Annotated in this window: 18 protein-coding genes; 14 read left to right on the top strand and 4 right to left on the bottom strand. The window is 74.9% G+C overall.

Annotation, left to right across the window (positions count from 1 at the left end):
* Nucleotides 1-82: 82 nt before the first annotated feature.
* Nucleotides 83-883 carry an SAM-dependent methyltransferase gene (locus tag ACQYWQ_RS11330; protein WP_431034236.1) on the top strand — a complete coding sequence of 267 codons (801 nt, stop codon included), beginning with the start codon at nucleotides 83-85 and terminating at the stop codon, nucleotides 881-883.
* Nucleotides 884-1,144: 261 nt separating this feature from the next.
* Nucleotides 1,145-1,924 (top strand): SAM-dependent methyltransferase, encoded by a 780-nt coding sequence (locus tag ACQYWQ_RS11325; RefSeq protein ID WP_431034234.1) that lies wholly within the window; start codon nucleotides 1,145-1,147, stop codon nucleotides 1,922-1,924.
* Between the two features lie 399 nt (nucleotides 1,925-2,323).
* Here the strand turns inward: ACQYWQ_RS11325 and coaA are convergent, their stop codons facing one another.
* Nucleotides 2,324-3,310 carry a type I pantothenate kinase gene (gene coaA, locus ACQYWQ_RS11320; RefSeq protein WP_431034233.1) on the bottom strand — a complete coding sequence of 329 codons (987 nt, stop codon included), beginning with the start codon at nucleotides 3,308-3,310 and terminating at the stop codon, nucleotides 2,324-2,326.
* Between the two features lie 356 nt (nucleotides 3,311-3,666).
* Nucleotides 3,667-3,828 (bottom strand): hypothetical protein, encoded by a 162-nt coding sequence (locus ACQYWQ_RS11315; RefSeq protein ID WP_431034231.1) that lies wholly within the window; start codon nucleotides 3,826-3,828, stop codon nucleotides 3,667-3,669.
* A gap of 216 nt (nucleotides 3,829-4,044) precedes the next feature.
* Here ACQYWQ_RS11315 and glmS point away from each other — a divergent pair, with 216 nt between their 5' ends.
* Both glmS and ACQYWQ_RS11305 read left to right on the top strand, forming a co-directional pair.
* A complete protein-coding gene (gene glmS / locus ACQYWQ_RS11310; RefSeq protein WP_431034229.1) occupies nucleotides 4,045-5,892 on the top strand; it encodes a glutamine--fructose-6-phosphate transaminase (isomerizing) in 1,848 nt (615 codons plus the stop codon).
* A gap of 774 nt (nucleotides 5,893-6,666) precedes the next feature.
* Nucleotides 6,667-7,035, top strand: coding sequence for a holo-ACP synthase (locus ACQYWQ_RS11305; protein ID WP_431034227.1), 369 nt, complete (start codon nucleotides 6,667-6,669; stop codon nucleotides 7,033-7,035).
* A 34-nt stretch (nucleotides 7,036-7,069) separates the two neighbouring features.
* On the opposite strand, the gene ACQYWQ_RS11300 is transcribed toward ACQYWQ_RS11305, so the two are convergent.
* Nucleotides 7,070-7,912, bottom strand: a complete 843-nt coding sequence (locus ACQYWQ_RS11300; RefSeq protein WP_431034225.1) for an EamA family transporter — start codon at nucleotides 7,910-7,912, stop codon at nucleotides 7,070-7,072.
* A gap of 81 nt (nucleotides 7,913-7,993) precedes the next feature.
* On the opposite strand from ACQYWQ_RS11300, the gene ACQYWQ_RS11295 reads away from it, so the two are divergent.
* From ACQYWQ_RS11295 to ACQYWQ_RS11265, 7 genes are all read left to right on the top strand, one after another.
* Nucleotides 7,994-8,878, top strand: a complete 885-nt coding sequence (locus tag ACQYWQ_RS11295) for a MurR/RpiR family transcriptional regulator (RefSeq protein WP_431034223.1) — start codon at nucleotides 7,994-7,996, stop codon at nucleotides 8,876-8,878.
* Between the two features lie 80 nt (nucleotides 8,879-8,958).
* Nucleotides 8,959-10,452: an NAD(P)H-hydrate dehydratase gene (locus ACQYWQ_RS11290; protein ID WP_431034221.1), complete on the top strand. Its 1,494-nt coding sequence runs from the start codon at nucleotides 8,959-8,961 to the stop codon at nucleotides 10,450-10,452.
* Nucleotides 10,453-11,921: 1,469 nt separating this feature from the next.
* Nucleotides 11,922-12,383 carry an NUDIX hydrolase gene (locus tag ACQYWQ_RS11285; protein WP_431034219.1) on the top strand — a complete coding sequence of 154 codons (462 nt, stop codon included), beginning with the start codon at nucleotides 11,922-11,924 and terminating at the stop codon, nucleotides 12,381-12,383.
* A gap of 315 nt (nucleotides 12,384-12,698) precedes the next feature.
* Complete coding sequence (gene alr, locus ACQYWQ_RS11280; RefSeq protein ID WP_431034217.1) at nucleotides 12,699-13,835, top strand: alanine racemase; 1,137 nt, start codon at nucleotides 12,699-12,701, stop codon at nucleotides 13,833-13,835.
* Between the two features lie 55 nt (nucleotides 13,836-13,890).
* On the top strand, nucleotides 13,891-15,024 hold the full coding sequence (locus ACQYWQ_RS11275; RefSeq protein WP_431034215.1) for an alpha/beta fold hydrolase: 1,134 nt from the start codon (nucleotides 13,891-13,893) through the stop codon (nucleotides 15,022-15,024).
* A 133-nt stretch (nucleotides 15,025-15,157) separates the two neighbouring features.
* The gene (tsaE, locus tag ACQYWQ_RS11270) at nucleotides 15,158-15,718 is read left to right on the top strand and encodes a tRNA (adenosine(37)-N6)-threonylcarbamoyltransferase complex ATPase subunit type 1 TsaE (protein ID WP_431034213.1); all 561 of its coding nucleotides are present in this window, start codon (nucleotides 15,158-15,160) and stop codon (nucleotides 15,716-15,718) included.
* Nucleotides 15,719-15,831: 113 nt separating this feature from the next.
* Nucleotides 15,832-16,014: a hypothetical protein gene (locus tag ACQYWQ_RS11265; protein WP_431034211.1), complete on the top strand. Its 183-nt coding sequence runs from the start codon at nucleotides 15,832-15,834 to the stop codon at nucleotides 16,012-16,014.
* A 232-nt stretch (nucleotides 16,015-16,246) separates the two neighbouring features.
* On the opposite strand, the gene ACQYWQ_RS11260 is transcribed toward ACQYWQ_RS11265, so the two are convergent.
* Nucleotides 16,247-16,825, bottom strand: coding sequence for a hypothetical protein (locus ACQYWQ_RS11260; protein ID WP_431034210.1), 579 nt, complete (start codon nucleotides 16,823-16,825; stop codon nucleotides 16,247-16,249).
* A gap of 251 nt (nucleotides 16,826-17,076) precedes the next feature.
* Here ACQYWQ_RS11260 and tsaB point away from each other — a divergent pair, with 251 nt between their 5' ends.
* The 3 genes from tsaB to tsaD are packed head-to-tail and all read left to right on the top strand — an operon-like array spanning nucleotide 17,077 to nucleotide 19,449.
* Nucleotides 17,077-17,754 carry a tRNA (adenosine(37)-N6)-threonylcarbamoyltransferase complex dimerization subunit type 1 TsaB gene (gene tsaB / locus ACQYWQ_RS11255; protein WP_431034208.1) on the top strand — a complete coding sequence of 226 codons (678 nt, stop codon included), beginning with the start codon at nucleotides 17,077-17,079 and terminating at the stop codon, nucleotides 17,752-17,754.
* A gap of 47 nt (nucleotides 17,755-17,801) precedes the next feature.
* A complete protein-coding gene (gene rimI, locus ACQYWQ_RS11250) occupies nucleotides 17,802-18,302 on the top strand; it encodes a ribosomal protein S18-alanine N-acetyltransferase (protein ID WP_431039150.1) in 501 nt (166 codons plus the stop codon).
* Complete coding sequence (tsaD, locus tag ACQYWQ_RS11245; RefSeq protein ID WP_431034207.1) at nucleotides 18,295-19,449, top strand: tRNA (adenosine(37)-N6)-threonylcarbamoyltransferase complex transferase subunit TsaD; 1,155 nt, start codon at nucleotides 18,295-18,297, stop codon at nucleotides 19,447-19,449. Before rimI ends, tsaD begins: the two co-directional genes overlap by 8 nt.
* Nucleotides 19,450-19,459: the final 10 nt, after the last annotated feature.

Here is a 19,459-nt window from a genome sequence, read left to right as displayed (position 1 = left end):
ACCCGCGTCCGCCGGGGGCATCGCCGCGTCGGCCCCGTACGGCGTAACCTGACGGGCTGTTGCCTCAGGAACGGAGTCAGGTGTGAGCGAGCAGCCAGAACGGCCGGACGTGGTCATCGACACGAGCAAGCCCCACCCCGCCCGTATCTACGACTATTTCCTCGGCGGCAAGGACAACTACCCCGTCGACCAGGAGCTGGCGGAGCGGCTCGCCACGGGCGCGCAGCGCGGGGCGATGGTCAACCGCGAGTTCATGCACCGCGCGATCGCCTTCGTCGCCCGGCGCGGCATCGACCAGTACCTGGACATCGGCGCCGGTATCCCCACCGAGCCGAACCTCCACCAGATCGCCCAGCGCACCGTCCCGCACGCCCGGGTCCTCTACGTCGACAGCGACCCGATCGTGCTCCGCCACGCGCAGGCACTCCTGGTCGGGACCCCCGAGGGTGCGACGGAGTTCCTCCAGGCCGACGCGCGCGAGCCGGAGGCGATCCTGGAGCACGCCGCGAAGGTGCTCGACCTGAGCCGCCCCGTCGCGCTCTCCCTCGTCGCGCTCCTCCACTTCCTTCGCGACGACGAGGACCCCTACGCCCTCGTCCGCACCCTCGTGCGCGCGCTCGCCCCCGGCAGTCACCTCGTGCTCTCGCACGGCACCGCCGACTTCCTGCCACCCGCGCAGGCGGCCAAGGTCACCGGGACCTACCAGGCGGGCGGCATCTCGCTGTGCCCCCGTACCCTCGCCGAGGTCACCCGCTTCTTCCACGGGCTCACGATCGAGCCGCCCGGCATCGTCCCCGCCCCCGCCTGGTACCGCGACACGGAGGCACCCGCGGCGGAGGAGAGCGGCTTCTACGTGGGGGTGGGGCGGCTCGGGCCGGTGTGAGGGGGCGCGGCGGGAGCGCGCGGGCGGGGGCGCGGTCGCGGCGCGGGGTGGGTGCGGGGTGAGGCGTGGGGCGGGGCCTTGGGGTGGTGCGCGGGGTGGGGTGCGCGGTGAGGCGTGGGGGGGGGCGGTGTGCGGGGTGGTGCGCGGGGCGGTGAGCTTTCGGGCGGGGGCGAGGCGCGCGCACCGGGGGGATGCGTCATGCTGGGGTTCTGTCAACTCCCTGTCAGCAGTGCCAGGTTCGCCCCACGGAGGACCCTTTTCATGAGTTACGACCCCCGCGTCGACACCAGCAGGCCGCACCCCGCGCGTGTCTACGACTGGCTGCTCGGGGGTGTGGACAACTTCCCCGTGGACCGCGCCGTGGGGGAGGGGCTGCCCGCCGCCGCGCGCCAGAACGCGCGCTGGAACCGGCAGTTCATGCACCGTGCGGCGCGCTACGTGGCGGGGCGCGGCGTGCGCCAGTACCTCGACATCGGCAGTGGCATCCCGACGGAGCCGAACCTCCACCAGGTCGTGCAGGAGTTCGTCCCGAGCGCCCGCGTCGTGTACGCGGACAACGACCCGCTCGTGCTCGCGCACTCCGCCGCGCTCCTCGTCGGCACGCCCGAGGGCGCCACGCACTACCTCGACGCCGACGTCCGCGCCCCGGCCGAACTCATCGACCGCGTCGGCGACTTCCTCGATCTGCGGCAGCCCGTCGCGCTCTCGCTCGTCGCGCTGCTGCACTTCCTGCCCGAGGAGCAGGACCCGTACGGGATCGTGCGGACCCTCGTCTCCCGCCTCTCGCCCGGGAGTTACCTCGTCCTGACGCACGGGACCGCCGACGAGCACCCCGAGCTGGAGGAGACGACGAAGGACAGCTACCGGCGCGGCGCGATCCCGCTGCGGATGCGGACGCGTCACGAGGTCGAGCGGTTCTTCACCGGGCTCGACCTCGTGGCGCCGGGGCTCGTCACGGCCAACTACTGGTACCAGGAGGGGGACAGGGTGCCGCTGCAGGAGCGGAGCGGGTTCTGGGCGGGGGTCGCGCGGGTTCCGTAGACCTGTCCACGGCCTCTACCCCGCGCCGCGCTCAGAGCTTCGACGCGACGCGACGCGACGCGGGCGAGCGGCACGTAGGCGAAGCTCTGGTGCTGGTGCTGGTGCTGGTGCTGGTGCTGGTGCTGGTGCTGGTGCCGGTTGCCGGTGCGGGTGTCGTTGCCGGTGTCCGGGCAGCCGTCGGTCGCGCCGCCGCTCGCGACCGGGGAACGGCCCCGGCGGGCGCTGCCGGTGCGGGCCGCTGCCAGTGCGGGCTGCTGCCGGTGCGGGCGCGGGCGTGGACGGCGCGGGCGTGGACGGTCCCGTCTGGGCGGTGCGATGGTCGCTGCTCTGCGAAGAGGCCGTGGGGGCGCGGGGCGGGAAGGCCGTGGTGGGCGGCGGTGGAAAGGCCGTGGGAGGGCGTCAGAGTTTGCGCAGCCGCACGCGTTGCACCTTGTGGTCGGGGCCCTTCCGTATGACGAGGGTCGCGCGGCCCCGGGTCGGCGCCACGTTCTCGATGAGGTTCGGCTCATTGATGGTGCGCCAGGTCTCGCGGGCGTAGGCGAGGGCTTCTTCCTCGGAGACCTGCGTGTACTTGCGGAAGTACGAGGAGGGGTCCTGGAAGGCCGTCTCGCGCAGGCGGCGGAAGCGGTTGAGGTACCACTCGCGGATGTCCTGCGGGCGCGCGTCCACGTAGACGCTGAAGTCGAAGTAGTCCGCGAGGCCGACGCGGGTGCGGCCGTCGCTGCCCGGCAGGGCGGGCTGGAGGACGTTGAGCCCCTCCACGATGAGGATGTCCGGGCGCGCGACCGTGAGGCGTTCGCCGGGCAGGATGTCGTAGGTCAGGTGCGAGTAGACGGGCGCGGTCACGTTGTCCTTGCCCGCCTTGACGTCCGCGACGAAGCGGGTGAGCGCGCGGCGGTCGTACGACTCGGGGAAGCCCTTGCGCGCCATGAGCCCGCGCTTCTCCAGCTCCGCCATCGGCAGCAGGAAGCCGTCTGTCGTGACCAGTTCGACGCGCGGGTGCTCCGGCCAGCGCGCGAGCAGCGCCTGCAACAGGCGCGCGACGGTGGACTTGCCCACCGCGACACTCCCCGCGACACCGATCACGAACGGCGTGCCGTACTGCGTGCCCTGCTCGCCGAGGAAGGTGTTGAGCGAGCCGCGCAGGGCGTCGTTGGCGTCCACGTACAGATTCAGCAGGCGCGAGAGCGGCAGATAGACGTCCCGCACCTCATCGAGGTCGATGACGTCGCCGAGACCGCGCAGCCTCTCGACCTCGTCGGCCGTCAGCGGCAGCGGGGTCTTGGCGCGCAGCGCGCTCCACTCGTCCCTGGTCAGATCCACGTAGGGAGTCGCCTCCGGCCTGCGGTGGGCGCTCCTCGGGGGTGAGGTGATCACACGTTCCATTGTTGCGCCCATGTTGCGTGCGGTGGGGGTGGGGTGCGTCACGCTGGGGGCTGGGGGCTGGGGGCTGGGGGCTGGGGTGGGGAGGGCGTGGGGTGCCGTGGGGTGGGCGGCTGGGCGTTGCCGTGGGTTGCGGGGGCGCGGGATACGGGCTGCGGGGTACGGGGGTGGGGGGCGCGGGATACGGGGCGGGTGTGCGGGATACGGGGGTGGGGGCGCGGTGCCGGGCGGGGCATCCGCCTGCCGAGGCCGGGCAGGGCCGTGCCGTGCCGTGCCGTGCTGGGACGGGACGGGCGCCGGGCAGGGGCACCCGCCTGCCGGGGCCGCCTGCCGGGGCCGGGCCCGCGCGTCTTCCCTCCTCACTCGCGCGCTTCCGCGAGCAGCGCCAGGTACTCGACCTCCTCGCACCGCGGCTTGCTGCCGAAGCGGTAGGCGTCCGCCTGCGCCTCCATGTCCTCGCCTATGTCCTCATCGGGAAGGTCCTCTATCAGCCCGGCGAGCCGCGCCTCGCGCTCACGCACCCGTCCCGCTCGTCGCTCTCCGTCACCGCACCACCATCGCGGTCGCCTCACGCGCCCCACCTCCCGACGGCGGAAGCTACCCGCTCTCTTCACAGAAAATCCATAATCGCGCGCCCCCTGCTCGCCGGACTGCCGCCACAAGGGTCCCGGCGGCGCCCGCGAGTGGGCTCGCGTCGCTCTCCGTGGGCGGCCACCCCCGCGCCGTACCCTTCCGCTATGTGCGGAATTGTGGGATATGCCGGAATGCAGTCGGCTCTTGACGTCGTCCTCGCCGGGCTGCGTCGCCTGGAGTACCGGGGTTACGACTCGGCGGGTGCCGCCGTGCTCGCCGACGGGGGACTCGCGACGGCGAAGAAGTCGGGCAAGCTCGCCAATCTGGAGAAGGAGCTGATGGAGCGGCCGTTGCCGAGCGCGACGACCGGCATCGGCCACACCCGCTGGGCCACCCACGGCGCACCCAACGACGCCAACGCCCACCCCCACCTCGACAACGCGGGCCGCGTCGCCGTCGTCCACAACGGCATCATCGAGAACTTCGCCGAACTGCGCGCCGAACTCCGCGCGCGCGGCCACCATCTGGAGTCCGAGACCGACACCGAGACCGTCGCGCACCTCCTCGCCGAGGGCTACGGCTCGCACGGCGATCTCGCGGCGGCGATGCGCGAGGTGTGCGGCCGTCTCCAGGGCGCCTTCACGCTCGTCGCCGTCCACGCGGACGCGCCGGACCGGGTCGTCGGCGCCCGCCGCAACTCCCCGCTCGTCGTCGGCGTCGGCGAGGGCGAGTACTTCCTCGCCTCCGACGTCGCCGCCTTCATCGACCACACGCGCACGGCGATCGAACTGGGCCAGGACCAGGTCGTCGAGGTGTGGCCCGAGGGCGTCACGGTCACCGGCTTCGACGGGCTGCCCGCCGAGGTCCGCACGTACCACGTCGACTGGGACGCCTCGGCGGCCGAGAAGTCCGGCTACGCCTCCTTCATGCTCAAGGAGATCGCCGAGCAGCCGAAGGCCGTCGCCGACACGCTCCTCGGCCGCGTCGACGAATCGGGGACGCTGCTCCTCGACGAGGTGCGGGTCCCGCCCGAGGTACTGCGCGAGACGTCGAAGATCGTCGTCGTCGCCTGCGGGACCGCCTTCCACGCCGGGCTCATCGCCAAGTACGCGATCGAGCACTGGACGCGGCTGCCCTGCGAAGTGGAGCTGGCCAGCGAGTTCCGCTACCGCGACCCGATCCTCGACCACCGCACGCTCGTCATCGCGATCTCGCAGTCCGGCGAGACGATGGACACGCTCATGGCGCTGCGGCACGCTCGCGAGCAGGGCGCCCACGTCCTCGCGATCTGCAACACCAACGGCTCGACGATCCCGCGCGAGTCCGACGCCGTCCTCTACACGCACGCCGGACCCGAGGTCGCCGTCGCGTCCACGAAGGCGTTCCTCACCCAGCTCGTCGCCTGCTACCTCGTGGCGCTGTGGCTCGCGCAGCACAGGGGCGAGAAGTACGGCGACGAGATCGGCGAGGTCGTCTCCGAACTCGCCGGCATCCCCGGCGACCTGGAGCGTGTGCTCGGAACGATGGAGCCGGTACGGGAGCTGGCGCGCTCCCTCGCCGGGCACGACACGGTCCTGTTCCTCGGCCGTCACGTCGGCTACCCCGTCGCACTCGAAGGCGCGCTCAAGCTCAAGGAACTCGCGTACATGCACGCGGAGGGCTTCGCCGCCGGCGAGCTGAAGCACGGCCCGATCGCGCTCATCGACCAGGGCCTCCCCGTCGTCGTCCTCGTGCCCTCGCCGCGTGGCCGCTCGGTCCTCCACGACAAGATCGTCTCCAACATCCAGGAGATCAGGGCGCGCGGGGCGCGGACGGTCGTCATCGCCGAGGAGGGTGACGAGGCGGTCGCCCCGTACGCGGACCACCTCGTCGAGGTCCCCGAGGTGCCCACGCTCCTCCAGCCGCTCGTGGCGACCGTCCCGCTCCAGGTCTTCGCCTGCGAACTGGCGACGGCCCGGGGCAACGAGGTGGACCAGCCGAGAAACCTGGCCAAGTCGGTGACGGTCGAGTAGCCAGGAACGACGGAACCGGGCCTCCCGCCCCGTGCGCTCGACGCCCGTGAACGACACGGATGCCTGGGGCGCGGCGTCGGTGCGCGGTGCCTCGGCCGCGGAGGGTGCGCCGGCCGCCTCGTCGGTGGCGGCTGTTCCCGCGGCCCGCGCGGCGGCCGTCCCCGCCACCCGGCTCGCGGCGGGTGTGCTCGGTGCTCGGCTCGCGGCGGGTGTTCCTGCCGCCCGGGTCGCAGTGGATGCGCGGGTTGCTTGGGTCATGGCGGGTGCGCCGGTTGCTCGGACCCCGGCGGCCGCGTCCGGTGCCCGCGGTGCGCTGGCGGTCCGGGCTCCGCGCGGTGTGACGGCCGTACGGGGACACGCTGCCGGACGGGCGCGGGGGCGCCGGGCCCGGGGGTGCGGGGCGGCCGACCTGGGTGCTGCGGCCACGGGGCCGCCGGAGTCGGTGGTGGCGCGGCCGGCCGACCCGGTGGGTGCGAGGGCGTCCGAGCCGGTCGCTTCGGGGCCGTTCGGGCCGGTGGGTGTGCGGCCGCCCGACTCGGTGAGTGCGGGGTCGTCCGGTCCGGCGGACGCGGGGGCCTCCCGGTCGGCGGGCGCGTGTGCGGGGTCGGCCGGTTCGGTGGGTGTGCGGCCGGCCGACTTGGTGGGCGTGGGGTCGCCTGCCCCGGTGACTGTGGCTGCGGGGGCGCCCGAGCGGGTGATTACGGGGCTGCTCGGTCCGGGGCGTAGGTTTTCTCCCGGCCGGGCTTCCTCCCCGGCCGGAGAGGAGCGGCTGCCGTGATCATCGGTGTCGGCATCGACGTGGCGGAGATCGACCGCTTCGGAGCGGCCCTGCGCCGCACGCCGCAACTCGCTGAGCGCCTCTTCACCGGGGGCGAGACCACGCTCCCGGACGGCGAACCCCGTGGCATCGCCTCGCTCGCCGCCCGCTTCGCGGCGAAGGAGGCCCTCGCCAAGGCGCTGGGCGCACCCGCCGGGCTGCGCTGGACCGACGCCGAGGTGTGCGCCGAGCCGGATGGCCGCCCCTACCTCCGCGTCCGCGGCACGGTCGCCGCGCGCGCGGCGGAACTCGGCGTCCGTCACTGGCACGTCTCGCTGAGCCACGACGCGGGCGTCGCATCGGCGGTCGTGATCGCGGAGGGCTGATCCTTCGCCCGGGCGCCGCCGCGCCCCGTACCGCCTAAGCCAGCTCCAGCACCGCGATCCCGCCGAGTACCACCGCACTCGCGACAAGTCGCCACCTCCCCAGTCGTTCCCGGAACACCACCACTCCGATCACCGCCGCGATCACGATGCTCGTTTCGCGCAACGCGGCGATGCTCGCCAGATCCCCGTACGCCTGCGCCCCCACGACCAGCCCGTACGCGGCCAGCGAGAGCACCCCGCCGAGGACCCCCGTGCGCCACTCCACCCGTATGCGTTCGCCGAAGCGGCCGCGCCAACGGGCCAGGGCGAGCAGCGGCAGCACGGGGCCCTGGAGCAGGAACATCCAGCCGATGTACCCGAGCACGGTCCCCCCGTCCCGCACCCCCGTCCCGTCCACGACGGTGTAGCTCGCGATCATCACGCCTGTGCCGAGCGCGGCGGCGAGCGCCGGCCATTGGGCCCGCCCCGGCAGTCCGTCCGCGAGAGCGAGCCCCGCGAGGCCGAGGGATATGACGAGGACGCCGAGCGCCTGCCCTGCCGGCAGTGCCTCGCCGAGCACGACCGTCGACGCGAGCGCGACGAGCCACGGCGAGGTGCCGCGCGCTATCGGGTACATCTGGCCGAAGTCGCCGAGCCGGTACGCCTGGAGCAACAACCACTGGTAGACGGCTTGCAGGAGCGCCGAGGCGATCAGGAACGGCCAGGCGCGCGCCTCGGGCACCGGCGTGGCGCAGGCGATGAGGGCACCGCAGGCCGTGTAGACGAGGTTGATCATCACGGTACGGGCCGCCTTGTCGGCGGCCGCGTGCGAGAGGGCGTTCCAGATGGCGTGCAGCAGCGCCGCCGTGAGCACGGCCACGGGGACGGCGGCGGGCATACGGGTCTCCTTCCGTTCGACGGTCCGCGGTTCCACGCCGCACGGTTGGCGCGGAATTGAATTCCACGATACACTACTTTCGTGGAACAGAATTCCGAGAAGATTCCGGCCGACCTCGCCGCGCACATCCGCTCCCACCTCTCGGGGCTGAGCGGCGCCGAGGCGCGCGTCGCGCACACCGTCCTGGACCTGGGCGGACGCCTCGTCGGGCTCAGCGTGAGCGAGGTCGCGGCGCTCGCCGAGACGGCGCCCTCCTCGGTCGTACGGACCTGTCAACGCCTCGAATTCCGCGGCTTCCAGGAGCTGAAGATCGCCGCCGCGCGTCAGGCGCCACGCCCGGCCGGTGAGCCAGGAACGCCCGGCGGCGCTGCGGATTCCGGGGACGCGGCCGACCCCGCGGCGCGCGCCCTCGCCACGACGCTCGCCGCGAGCCGCGAGGCGCTCGACGGGCTGCGCACGACGCTGCCACCCGCGAGGCTCGGCGAGGCCGCGCGGCTGCTGCACGGAGCGAGCAGGGTCCTCGTCGTGGGCGCCGGCCTCTCTCAACCGGTCGTCACCGACGCCGCGTACCGGCTGCGCGCGGTCGGCCGGGTCGTGGACGCCCCCGCCGACCCGCTCACCGCGCAGCTCTCCGCCGGGCTGCTCACGGACAGCTCGGTGTGCCTCGCCGTGAGCCACACGGGCGCGACGCGCTCGACCGTGGACGCCGCCCGCCGAGCCCGCCTCCAGGGCGCCGCCGTCGTCGCCCTCACCAGCTACGTCCGCTCCCCGCTCACCGAGACCAGCGACTGCGTGCTCGTCGCCGGGGGGCAGGACCTCGTCCTCGGTCTGGAGGCCGTCGCGAGCCGGCTCGCCCACCTCGCGGTGATCGACGCGCTCGTGCAGACCCTGCTCGACCTCGGCGGGGACGCGGCGCGACGGGCTCTCGACGTATCGGCGGAGGTGACGGCCGAACACTCGTACTGACCGACAGGCCGTACGGAGCCGCGGGGAACCGGCCGGGGCTGCCCGTGCGTACTGGCGGGCGCTGCGGGAAACTCGACTGCATGCGTACCGCTCACCGTGTGGAGACCGTACGGGCCGCCGAGAAACGGCTCATGGACCGGCTGCCGGACGGGGCGCTCATGGCGCGCGCCGCCACGGGGCTCGCGACCGCCGCCGCCGAACTGCTCGGGCGGGTGTACGGCAGCCGCGTCTGCCTCCTCGTCGGCAGCGGCGACAACGGCGGCGACACGCTCTGCGCGGGCGCGGCACTCGCCCGGCGCGGCGCGGGCGTCAGCGCTGTCCTCCTGTCGCCCGCGCGCACACACGCCGGTGGCCTCACCGCGCTGCGCGCGGCGGGCGGCCTCGTCCTCGAAGCGCCCGAGGCCTCCGGAGGAACCGGAGCGGCCGAGGTGCCGGGCGAGGTGACGCGACGTGTACGGGAAGCGGATCTCGTGCTCGACGGGATCGTCGGCATCGGCGGCAAGGGCGGACTGCGGCCCGTCGCCGCGCGCCTGGCACGGACCGCGTACGAGGGCCGTCCCGCGATCCTCGCCGTCGACCTGCCGAGCGGTATCGACGCGGACAGCGGGGAGGTGGGCGGGGAAGCGGTGCGCGCGGATGCGACGGTCACCTTCGGCACGTACAAGCCGGGGCTGCTCGTCGACCCCGGGCGCGAGCACGCGGGCGCGCTGCGGCTCGTACCGATCGGCATCGAGCCGGGCGCGCCGGAGCTGGAGGCACTCCAGTACGCGGACGTGGCCGCGCTGCTGCCCGTACCCGGCGTCGAGAGCGACAAGTACCGGCGCGGGGTCGTCGGGATCGCGGCCGGTTCGACGCGCTACCCGGGCGCGCCGGTCCTCGCGGTGACGGGAGCCTTGCGCGGCGGCGCCGGGGCGGTGCGGTACGCGGGGCCCGCTGCCGAGGCCGTGACGGCGCGGCACCCCGAGACGCTCGTGTCCTCCGGGCTGCCGTCCGAGGCGGGCCGGGTGCAGGCGTGGGTCGTGGGGCCCGGGCTCGGCGACGGGGACGAGGCGCGCGCCGCGCTCGACGACGTCCTCGCGACGGAGGTCCCCCTCCTGATGGACGCCGACGCGCTGAGCCTCGCGGGCCCGGATCGCATCAGCGCCCGTACCGCGCCGACCCTCCTGACCCCGCACGCGGGCGAGGCCGCCCGGCTCATCGGCGCGGACCGCGCGGACATCGAGGCGCGCCGCCTCGACGCCGTACGTGCGCTCGCCGACCGCCTCGGCGCGACGGTTCTCCTCAAGGGGTCGACGACGCTCATCGCCGACCCCGGCAGCACATCCCCCGTACGGGTGAACGCCACCGGCACGTCCTGGCTCGCCACGGCGGGCGCGGGCGACGTCCTCTCCGGCCTCGCGGGTTCCCTCCTCGCCACCGGCCTCACCCCCCGCGACGCCGCATCGGCCGCCGCCCACCTCCACGGCCTTGCGGCCCGCCGCGCGGCCGGAGGCGGCGAGGCGGGCGCCCCGATCACGGCGTACGACGTGGCGGAGGCGATTCCGGGGGCGTGGCGGGACGTGCGGGAGGGGTGAGGGGGAGGGGCGGAGGGGGCGAGGGAGGGGAGCGCGGGGAGCGGTGCTGGGCGGGGGCGGTCGAACGGAACCCCTACGGGAGATCCCCTAAGGGTTGTATGGGCCCCCGACGGGCCACAACGGGCGGGGTGGGCGAATGGTTCCGAAGGGGAGGAAACCTTCCAGGTCGCGCGGGCGGGCAGGTCGGGTAGGCCGGACCAGGCTGGGTGGGCTGTGCGGGTCGTGGGGACCAGGGCGGGCCGGGGAGGTCGGGGTCGGGTGGGCCGAGCAAGGCGGGCAGACCAGCCCAGGCCCCAGCCCTCAGGCCCCAGCCCGGGCCCGGGCCCCAGGCCCCAGCCCTCAGGCCCAGGCCCAGCTCCAGCCCCAGCCCCAGGCACCAGGCACCAGGCCCAGCCCTCAGGCCCAGGCACCAGGCCCAGCCCCAACCCCAGGCCCAGCCCTCAGACCCAGCCCCAGGCCCCCCGGTTGTGTAGGCCGTCGCTGTGGCGTCCACGGTTCGGGTCGGGGGCTCCGTTGCCGTGTGCTTTGGCGGGCGAGCGGTTGTCAGTAGTGCGCCTGTGGCGGAGGGCAGCGCGGCCGGGGTGCCGTGCGGCGCGCAGGTGAACGCGTCCGGCGGGGCTCAGGTTCCCCCCCCCGTGTCGGTCATCCACGGTGTCCACGCTCTCAGGCCGCCCACCGGGTCCGCACGGTTCAGGTGGCTCACGGTATCCAGGCCGTTCAGGCCGCGCCCGGTGTCTACACCGCTCAGCCTCCAGGGCAGCGCCCGGTGTCTACACCGCTCAGCCTCCAGGGCAGCGCTCACACATCCGGGGCGCGCAGTGCGCCCAGAGCGCCCGCAGGTCCCCCAGGTCGTGCGGGCCGTCGTTGTGGCGGTCACGGTTCGTGTGGGTGGGGCTGCTCCGTTGCCGTGTGCCCTGGCGGGCGAGTGTTCGTCAGTAGTGCGCCCATGACGGAGGGCAGCGCGGCCGGGCCGCCGTACGGCGCGGGGGCGAACCGCGTCCGGCGGGGCACACGGCTTCCCGGGTGTCAGGTCATCCAGGGTGTCCCCTGCGGTCCCCGTGTCCCCTGCGGTCCCCGTGGTCCAGTCCGCCCACGGTGTCCGGGCCGCTCAGGGGCCTCCCGGTGTCCAGGCCGCCCGGGCCGCTCACGATGTCGGACCGTCCACGCCGTCCCCGGTGTCCACGCAGCCCAGCCCCCAAGGGCGCGCAGACCCCCTGGTCGCTCAGGCGCGCCCGGGCCGTCCAGGCCGCCCACCGTGTCCGTCGTGGTGGTGGTCCTGGTCGCCGGTGGTCGCCGGTGGTCGCCCGTGGTCGCCCGTGGTCGCCCGTGGTGTCTCGGGTCGGGTGCCGTTGATTCCGCTTCACGTCAATCCGGTCCGTCAACGGTGCCACCGTGAGCCCCACCACCATTCACCCGCTGTTGCCCCGTTGTTGTGGCACGAGCCCCTCGGCTGTGTCCACAATTCCCCCATGAATCCCCCTCTTCCGCCCCGGGTGCGGGTGGCGGCCTATGTCGTGCGGTACGGGGCGCGTGGGCCCGAGTTGCTGGTGTTCGATCACGTCGGTGTGCCGGAAGCCGGTACGCAGGTTCCCGCGGGGGGTGTGGAGAGGGGCGAGGAGCTGAGCGCGGCGGCGCTGCGCGAGGTGCGCGAGGAGACGGGCATCGAGGGCGCCCGCGTCGTACGGGCCCTCGCCATCGACCACCGGCCCCACCCGGACACCGGAGCCCCCCGCCGCACCACGTACTTCCTCCTGCACGCCCCGCGCGGCGGCCCCGACCACTGGGACCACCACGCCGCGGCCGAGAACCGCCTCTTCCGCTGCCGCTGGCAGCCCCTCCCCCTCACCGCTCCCCTCGCCGACCACCAGGACGCCTGGCTCGCCGCGGCGGAACCGACCTGGGGGGCGGGAGTGGGGGCGGGGCGGGGCTGAGGCGTCCACGCGGAGCGATTCGCTGCCCACACTCCTCCTGCGACCGCCCGCGCTCCTTCCGTCCGCCCGCACCCACACCCACGCCCGCTCCCTGGGCGCCTCGCCCCCGCCCCACCGGCACGTCGCCTCCACGCTCGCCCCCCCGGCACCCCGCCCCACCGGCACGTCGCTCCCACGCTCGCCCCCCGGCACCCCGCCCCACCGGCACCCCACCCCCGCCTCACCCGCTCGCACCCCACCCCGCCTCACCCGCTCGCCCCCCACCCCCGCCCTTGGCGCGCTGCCGTCTCTCCCGCAGTGGGACACTGAGTCACGATGAACAGCACCGCACAGGGCCCCCGGGCCGAGATCGATCTTGCCGCTCTGCGGGCCAATGTCCGCCTGCTGAGGGAGCGCGCGCCCGGTGCGGCGTTCATGGCGGTGGTCAAGGCCGACGCGTACGGGCACGGCGCGCTCGCCTGCGCGCGGGCCGCGCGGGAGGCCGGGGCGAGCTGGCTCGGGGTCGCGACGCCCGCCGAGGCGCTCGCGCTGCGTGCCGGGGGCGTCGACGGCCGTCTGCTGTGCTGGCTGTGGACGCCCGGCGGGCCCTGGCGCGCCGCGATCGAGGCCGACGTCGACGTCTCCGTGAGCGGGCAGTGGGCACTCGACGAGGTCGCCGTCGCCGCCCGCGCGGCGGAGCGCACGGCCCGTGTCCACCTCAAGGCGGACACCGGGCTCGGCCGCAACGGCTGCCAGCCCGCCGACTGGCCCCAGCTCGTCGGCAACGCCCTCGCCCTCCAGGCGGAGGGCCTCGTCCAGGTCGTCGGCCTGTGGTCGCACTTCGCCTGCGCCGACGAGCCGGGACACCCCTCCATCGCCGCCCAGCTCACCGTCTTCGAGGAGATGACCGGGCTCGCCGCGCGCCTCGGCGTCCGCGCCGAGGTCCGCCACATCGCCAACTCCCCGGCGACCCTCAGCCTCCCCGAGAGCCACTACGACCTGGTACGGCCGGGGATCGCGATGTACGGGCTCTCACCGAGCCCCGACATGGGCACGCACGCGGACTTCGGGCTCCGTCCCGTCATGCGGCTCCTCGCCCCGCTCGCCCTCGTCAAGCGGGTCCCCGGCGGCCACGGCGTCAGCTACGGGCACCACTACGTCACCCCCGGCGACACGACACTCGGCCTCGTCCCGCTCGGCTACGGCGACGGCATCCCGCGCCACGCTTCGGGGACCGGGCCCGTGCTCGTCAACGGCAAGTGGCACACCGTCGCGGGCCGTATCGCGATGGACCAGTTCGTCGTCGACCTCGGCGGCGACACCCCCGCGCCCGGCAGCGAAGCCGTCCTCTTCGGCCCGGGCGACCACGGCGAACCGAGCGCGGAGGACTGGGCCAGGGCGGCGGACAGCATCGTCTACGAGATCGTCACGCGCATCGGCGCCCGCGTGCCGCGCGTCCATCTGAACGGGTAAGCGAACCGGCGGGGCGTGCGCCCCGCGGACCCCAGCAGGGCTTGAGGAGAGTCACGTGGCCGACAGCGCACCCTCCGCCGGGCTCCCCGGCCCGCCCCGGCCCGGCCGTCGCGGCCGGGCCGGTGTCCTCGGCGCCGCCGTCGGCGTGCTCGCCGCCGGGGCCGCGGCCGGGGTCGCCGTCGAACGGCTCACCGTGGGCCGCTCCGTGCGCCGCAGGGCGCGCCTCGCGCTCGACGCGACGAGCCCGTACGGGACCCTGCGCGGCACCCCGGGCGTCGCACTCGCGGCGGACGGCACCCCTCTCGCGTACGAGATCGAAGATCCCTACGCGGACGGAGCCGCCCCCCTCGCGGGGGAGGCCCCCTTCACCGTGGTCCTCTCGCACGGCTACTGCCTCACCCAGGACTCCTGGCACCACCAGCGTGCCGCCCTGCGCGGCCGCGTCCGCGCCGTCTACTGGGACCAGCGCGGACACGGCCGTTCCGGCTGGACCCCCGGCGCGCCGCCGCCCGCCATCGACCTGCTCGGCGGCGACCTCAAGGCCGTCATCGACGCCGCCGCGCCCACCGGGCCGCTCGTCCTGCTCGGGCACTCGATGGGCGGCATGACCGTCATGGCACTCGCCGAGCGCCACCCCGACCTCGTGCGCGAGCGCGTCGCGGGGCTCGGCCTGATCGGTACGTCCGCCGGGCGGCTCGACGAAGTCGCCTGGGGGCTGCCCGCGCCCGGCGCGGAGGCGCTGCGGCGGCTCGCGCCCGGGGTGCTGCGCGCGCTCGGCTCCGCGCCCGCGCTCGCCGAACGCGGCCGCCGCGCCGTCACGGACGTCTTCGGCAGCCTCGTGCGCCGCTACTCCTTCGGTACGGGGGCCGAGACCGACCCCGCGCTGGCCCGTTTCGCGACCCGCATGATCGAGGCCACGCCGATGGAGGTCGTCGCCGCCTTCTGGCCCGCCTTCGCCGCGCACGACAAGACGGCGGCGCTCCCGCTCCTCACCGGCCGCCCCGCCTTCGTCCTCGCGGGCGCCGACGACCTCATCACCCCGCCCGCCCACAGCCGCACCCTGGCCGCCGCCCTCCCCGAAGCGGCCCTTGCGGTCGTCGAAGGCGCGGGCCACCTCGTCCTCCTGGAACGCCCGGACGAGGTCAACGCGGCGGTGGCGCGGCTGCTGGAGGCGGCGGAGGAGCGGTGAACGCGGAGGCCGTGGTGCGCGAGCGCCGCAGCGGCCGGCTCTCCGCCCGCTCCTCGGGGCTGTGGGCCGGTACGGGGGCCGCAGGAACCCGCGCGGTCCCGCGGGCCGTCCGCCGCCTACTACCGTGCCCCTCATGGAACCGCAGAACACCGCTCTCGTCCTGCCCGCCTTCTCCGTCGCCGGGCCCGGGGAGACCGTCGCGCTCGGGCGGCGGCTCGCCGCCGTGCTGCGGCCCGGCGATCTCGTGCTGCTCAGCGGAGAACTCGGCGCGGGCAAGACGACGCTGACGCGCGGGCTCGGGGAAGGGCTCGGGGTACGGGGTGCCGTCACCTCGCCGACCTTCGTCATCGCCCGCGTGCACCCCCCGCTCGGCGCGGGGCCCGCGCTCGTCCACGTCGACGCCTACCGGCTCGGCGGCGGGCTCGACGCGATGGAGGACCTCGACCTCGACGTCTCGCTCACCGACTCCGTCGTGGTCGTCGAGTGGGGCGAGGGAAAGGTCGAGGAACTGACCGAGGACCGCCTGCTCATCCGCATCGACCGGGCCACCGGCGGTACGGCGACCGCGCTCGACCCCGCGGCCGCCGTCGCCGACGACGCCGATCCCCGGCTCGTGACGATCACCGCGTACGGGGCGCGCTGGCAGGACGACCCGGCGGCGGGCGCGGCGCTGCTGAGGCTGCCGCAGGACTGAGGGTTTCCGACACAGTGTCGGCATGATGTTGCGTCGCGCGGCGCCCGCGTGGTCACATGGAGGCCAAGACCTGGTTAGGGCTACCTAACCACGCCTGACGTCAGGAGGCAGCCATGCCGACCACCGCACCCACCACGGAAGCCCCCCGCACCCCGCCCGCCGCCGTTCCCTCGATGCGGGCCCTGCTGGCGTCCTGCGCCGCGGCGACGGCGGTCTCCACACCACCGGCCCCCGCCGCGCGGGAGGACGAGAGGACCGCACGCGGCGAGGGGCGCACGGGAGCGCGCGAGGAGTGAGGGGCGCGGGGCACGGGCGTACGCGCGCGCCCCGCCTTCGTGTACGCGCCGCGCCTTCGTGCCTCGTGTACGTGCCGCGCCTTCGTGCAGGTGCCGCGCCTCGCGCCTTCGTGCGCGCCTTCGCGTACGTGTCGCCTGCCCGGACGCCTCGCGCACGTGCGGGCGCCGGGCGCGTACCCGTACCGCCGCCCCCGGCCGCCCGGGTACCGCCGCCGCGGCCCGCGGCCCGCGGCTACTTGACGACGACCACCGGCGCGCCCACGTCCGCGAAGTCCCACATCGCGTCCGCGTCCTTGAGGGACTCGCGGACGCCGCCGGTGCGGGAGTTCGGGTCGGGCTTCGGGGTCGAGCCGTCCGCCGCGGCGCTGAAGCCGATCGCGACGCCGTCGGTCACGGCGAAGCGGACGACCTTGACGATCCGGACGCCGTCCGAGCCGAGGACGCCCGCCGAGCGGGACGTCACCGAGTAGTCCCCGGGCGCCGGGTCGACCGTGCTCGGCGTGACCTCGAAGGTACGGGCCGCCTTGCCGCTCTCGTCCACGAGCCACACCCGCCGCGCGCCGAGCGCGTACACGACCCGCTTGCCCTCGCCGGAGTCGGCCGGGACGGCGGCGGGGGCCTCCTTGCCGCCGTTGCCCTTCTTGCCCGAGCCGCTCGGCGCGGCCGAGGGGGAGGGCGAGGCGCTGGGGGAGTGGGGGGCCTTCGCGAGGTGGTCGGGGGCGCTCGCGTTCGCCTGGAAGGCGAGGAAACCGATTCCGGCCAGGGCCGCCGCTGTCAGCCCGGCCACGATCCCGGAGCTTCTGCCTGCCACTGTGCCGCCTCCTGTGCGTCAAGCCCCTGCCGGGCCCCGGCCCTGCGCCGCGCAACGTGACGGTAGCAGCCGGGCGGAGAACCGGCCTCCGGAGCGGGGGTGCCCACGCACCGCGGAGTACCCCGCCCACGGCACCCGGCGCCGCGCGGGCGTCCGCCCCGCGCCCGTACCCCCGTCCCCGTACACTCCCTGCACACCCCCGTACCCCGCCGCCTTCGGCGTCCCCGCGCTCCGCGCCGTAGGCTGTCGGCGTGCTGCTGCTCGCTCTCGACACCGCAACGCCCGCCGTCACCGCCGCCCTGCACGACGGGGAGCGGGTCCTCGCCTCCGACACGCGCGTCGACGCCCGGCGCCACGGCGAACTCCTCCTCCCCGCCGTGGACCGCGTCCTCGCCGCCGCCGGCGCCGAGCTGCGCGACGTCACCGCCCTCGTCGTCGGGACAGGACCCGGCCCGTACACCGGGCTCCGCGTGGGTCTCGCGACCGCCGACACCTTCGGCCTCGCGCTCGGCGTCCCCGTCCACGGCCTGTGCACGCTCGACGGACTCGCCTCCGCCACCGGCCGTACGCGCGCGGACGGACCCTTCCTCGTCGCGACGGACGCGCGCCGCAAGGAGGTCTACTGGCGGCGGTACGCGGACGCCACGACGCCCCTGGGCGAACCGGCCGTCGACCGGCCCGCCGAGATCGCCGCGCAGGCCGGTGGCGTCCCCGCGTACGGCGCCGGAGCGCACCTGTACCCCGACGTCTTCGACGGCGCCGTGCCCGAGGGCCCCCGCAGCCCCCTGCACGCCGACGCCGGAGCCCTCGCCGCGCTCGCCGCGCACCGCCTCGCCGCGGGCGAGGAACTCGGCGCCCCGCGTCCCCTCTACCTGCGCCGCCCCGACGCGCAGGTCCCCAAGAACTACAAGGTGGTCACCCCGCGGTGAGCGCCGCCGAGCCCGTGACCGGCGCCGAAGCGCCCCGGCTGCGCGAGATGCGCTGGTGGGACATCGATCCCGTCCTCGTACTCGAACGCACCCTGTTCCCCGACGACGCCTGGTCGCGCGGCATGTTCTGGTCCGAACTGGCGCACGCGCGAGGACCCGGCGCCACCCGCCACTACGTCATCGCCGAGGACACCGACGGCACGCTCCTCGGCTACGCGGGCCTCGCCGCGTCCGGCGACCTCGCCGACGTGCAGACCATCGCCGTCTCGGAGGCCGCCTGGGGCCACGGCCTCGGCTCGCGCCTCCTCACCGACCTCCTGCGGGCAGCGACCGCCTTCGAGTGCGCCGAGGTCATGCTGGAGGTGCGCGTCGACAACGTCCGCGCGCAGCGCCTCTACGAGCGGTACGGCTTCCAGCCGATCGGCGTCCGCCGCGGGTACTACCAGCCCGGCAACGTCGACGCCCTCGTCATGCGCCTCACCGACCCGGCGAACCCGGCCCCCCGTACCCCCGAAGACCCAGAAAGCGAACCCCCCGGCCATGCCTGACGCCCCCCTCGTCCTCGGTATCGAGACCTCCTGCGACGAGACCGGAGTCGGCATCGTGCACGGCACGACGCTGCTCGCCGACGCGGTCGCCTCCAGCGTCGGGGAACACGCGCGCTTCGGCGGCGTCGTCCCCGAGATCGCCTCGCGCGCCCACCTGGAGGCGATGGTCCCGACCATCGGCCGGGCGCTGAAGGAGGCCGGGGTCAGCGCGAAGGACCTCGACGGCATCTCCGTCACGGCGGGGCCCGGACTCGCGGGCGCGCTCCTCGTCGGCGTCTCGGCGGCGAAGGCGTACGCGTACGCGCTCGGCAAGCCGCTCTACGGCGTCAACCACCTCGCCTCGCACATCTGCGTCGACCAGCTCGAACACGGCCCGCTCCCCGAGCCGACGATGGCGCTCCTCGTCAGCGGCGGGCACTCGTCCCTCCTCCTCTCGGCGGACATCACCTCCGACGTACGGCCGCTCGGGCAGACCATCGACGACGCGGCGGGCGAGGCCTTCGACAAGATCGCGCGCGTCCTCGACCTCGGCTTTCCCGGCGGCCCCGTCATCGACAGGTACGCGCGCGAGGGCGACCCGGAGTCGATCGCGTTCCCGCGCGGGCTCACCGGGCCGCGCGACGCCGCGTACGACTTCTCCTTCTCCGGGCTCAAGACGGCGGTGGCGCGCTGGATCGAGGCCAAGCGCAGGGCGGGCGAGGAAGTGCCGGTACGGGACGTGGCGGCCTCCTTCCAGGAAGCGGTCGTCGACGTGCTCACGCGCAAGGCGGTGCGGGCCTGCAAGGACGAGGGCGTCGACCACCTGATGATCGGCGGCGGCGTGGCGGCGAACTCGCGGCTGCGCGCCCTCGCGCAGGAACGCTGCGCACGCGCGGGCATCCGGCTGCGCGTCCCGCGCCCCAAGCTGTGCACCGACAACGGAGCGATGGTCGCCGCGCTGGGCGCCGAGATGGTCGCCCGGAACCGGGCGGCCTCCGACTGGGAACTGTCGGCGGACTCCTCGCTCCCGGTCACGGAGCCGCACGTCCCCGGTCACGACCACGGCGACTCGGACACGGACGGCGGGCACGGGCACCACCACGGCCACGACCACCACCACGGCCACGACCACGTGCACGAGGTCGCGAAGGAGAACCTCTACAAGTGACGGTCACGAC

Source organism: Streptomyces sp. P6-2-1 (genome assembly GCF_050613165.1).
Classification (GTDB): Bacteria; Actinomycetota; Actinomycetes; order Streptomycetales; family Streptomycetaceae; genus Streptomyces.
The sequence above is the reverse complement of the archived record's forward strand: the minus strand, read 5'-3'. Positions and strand labels throughout refer to the sequence as shown.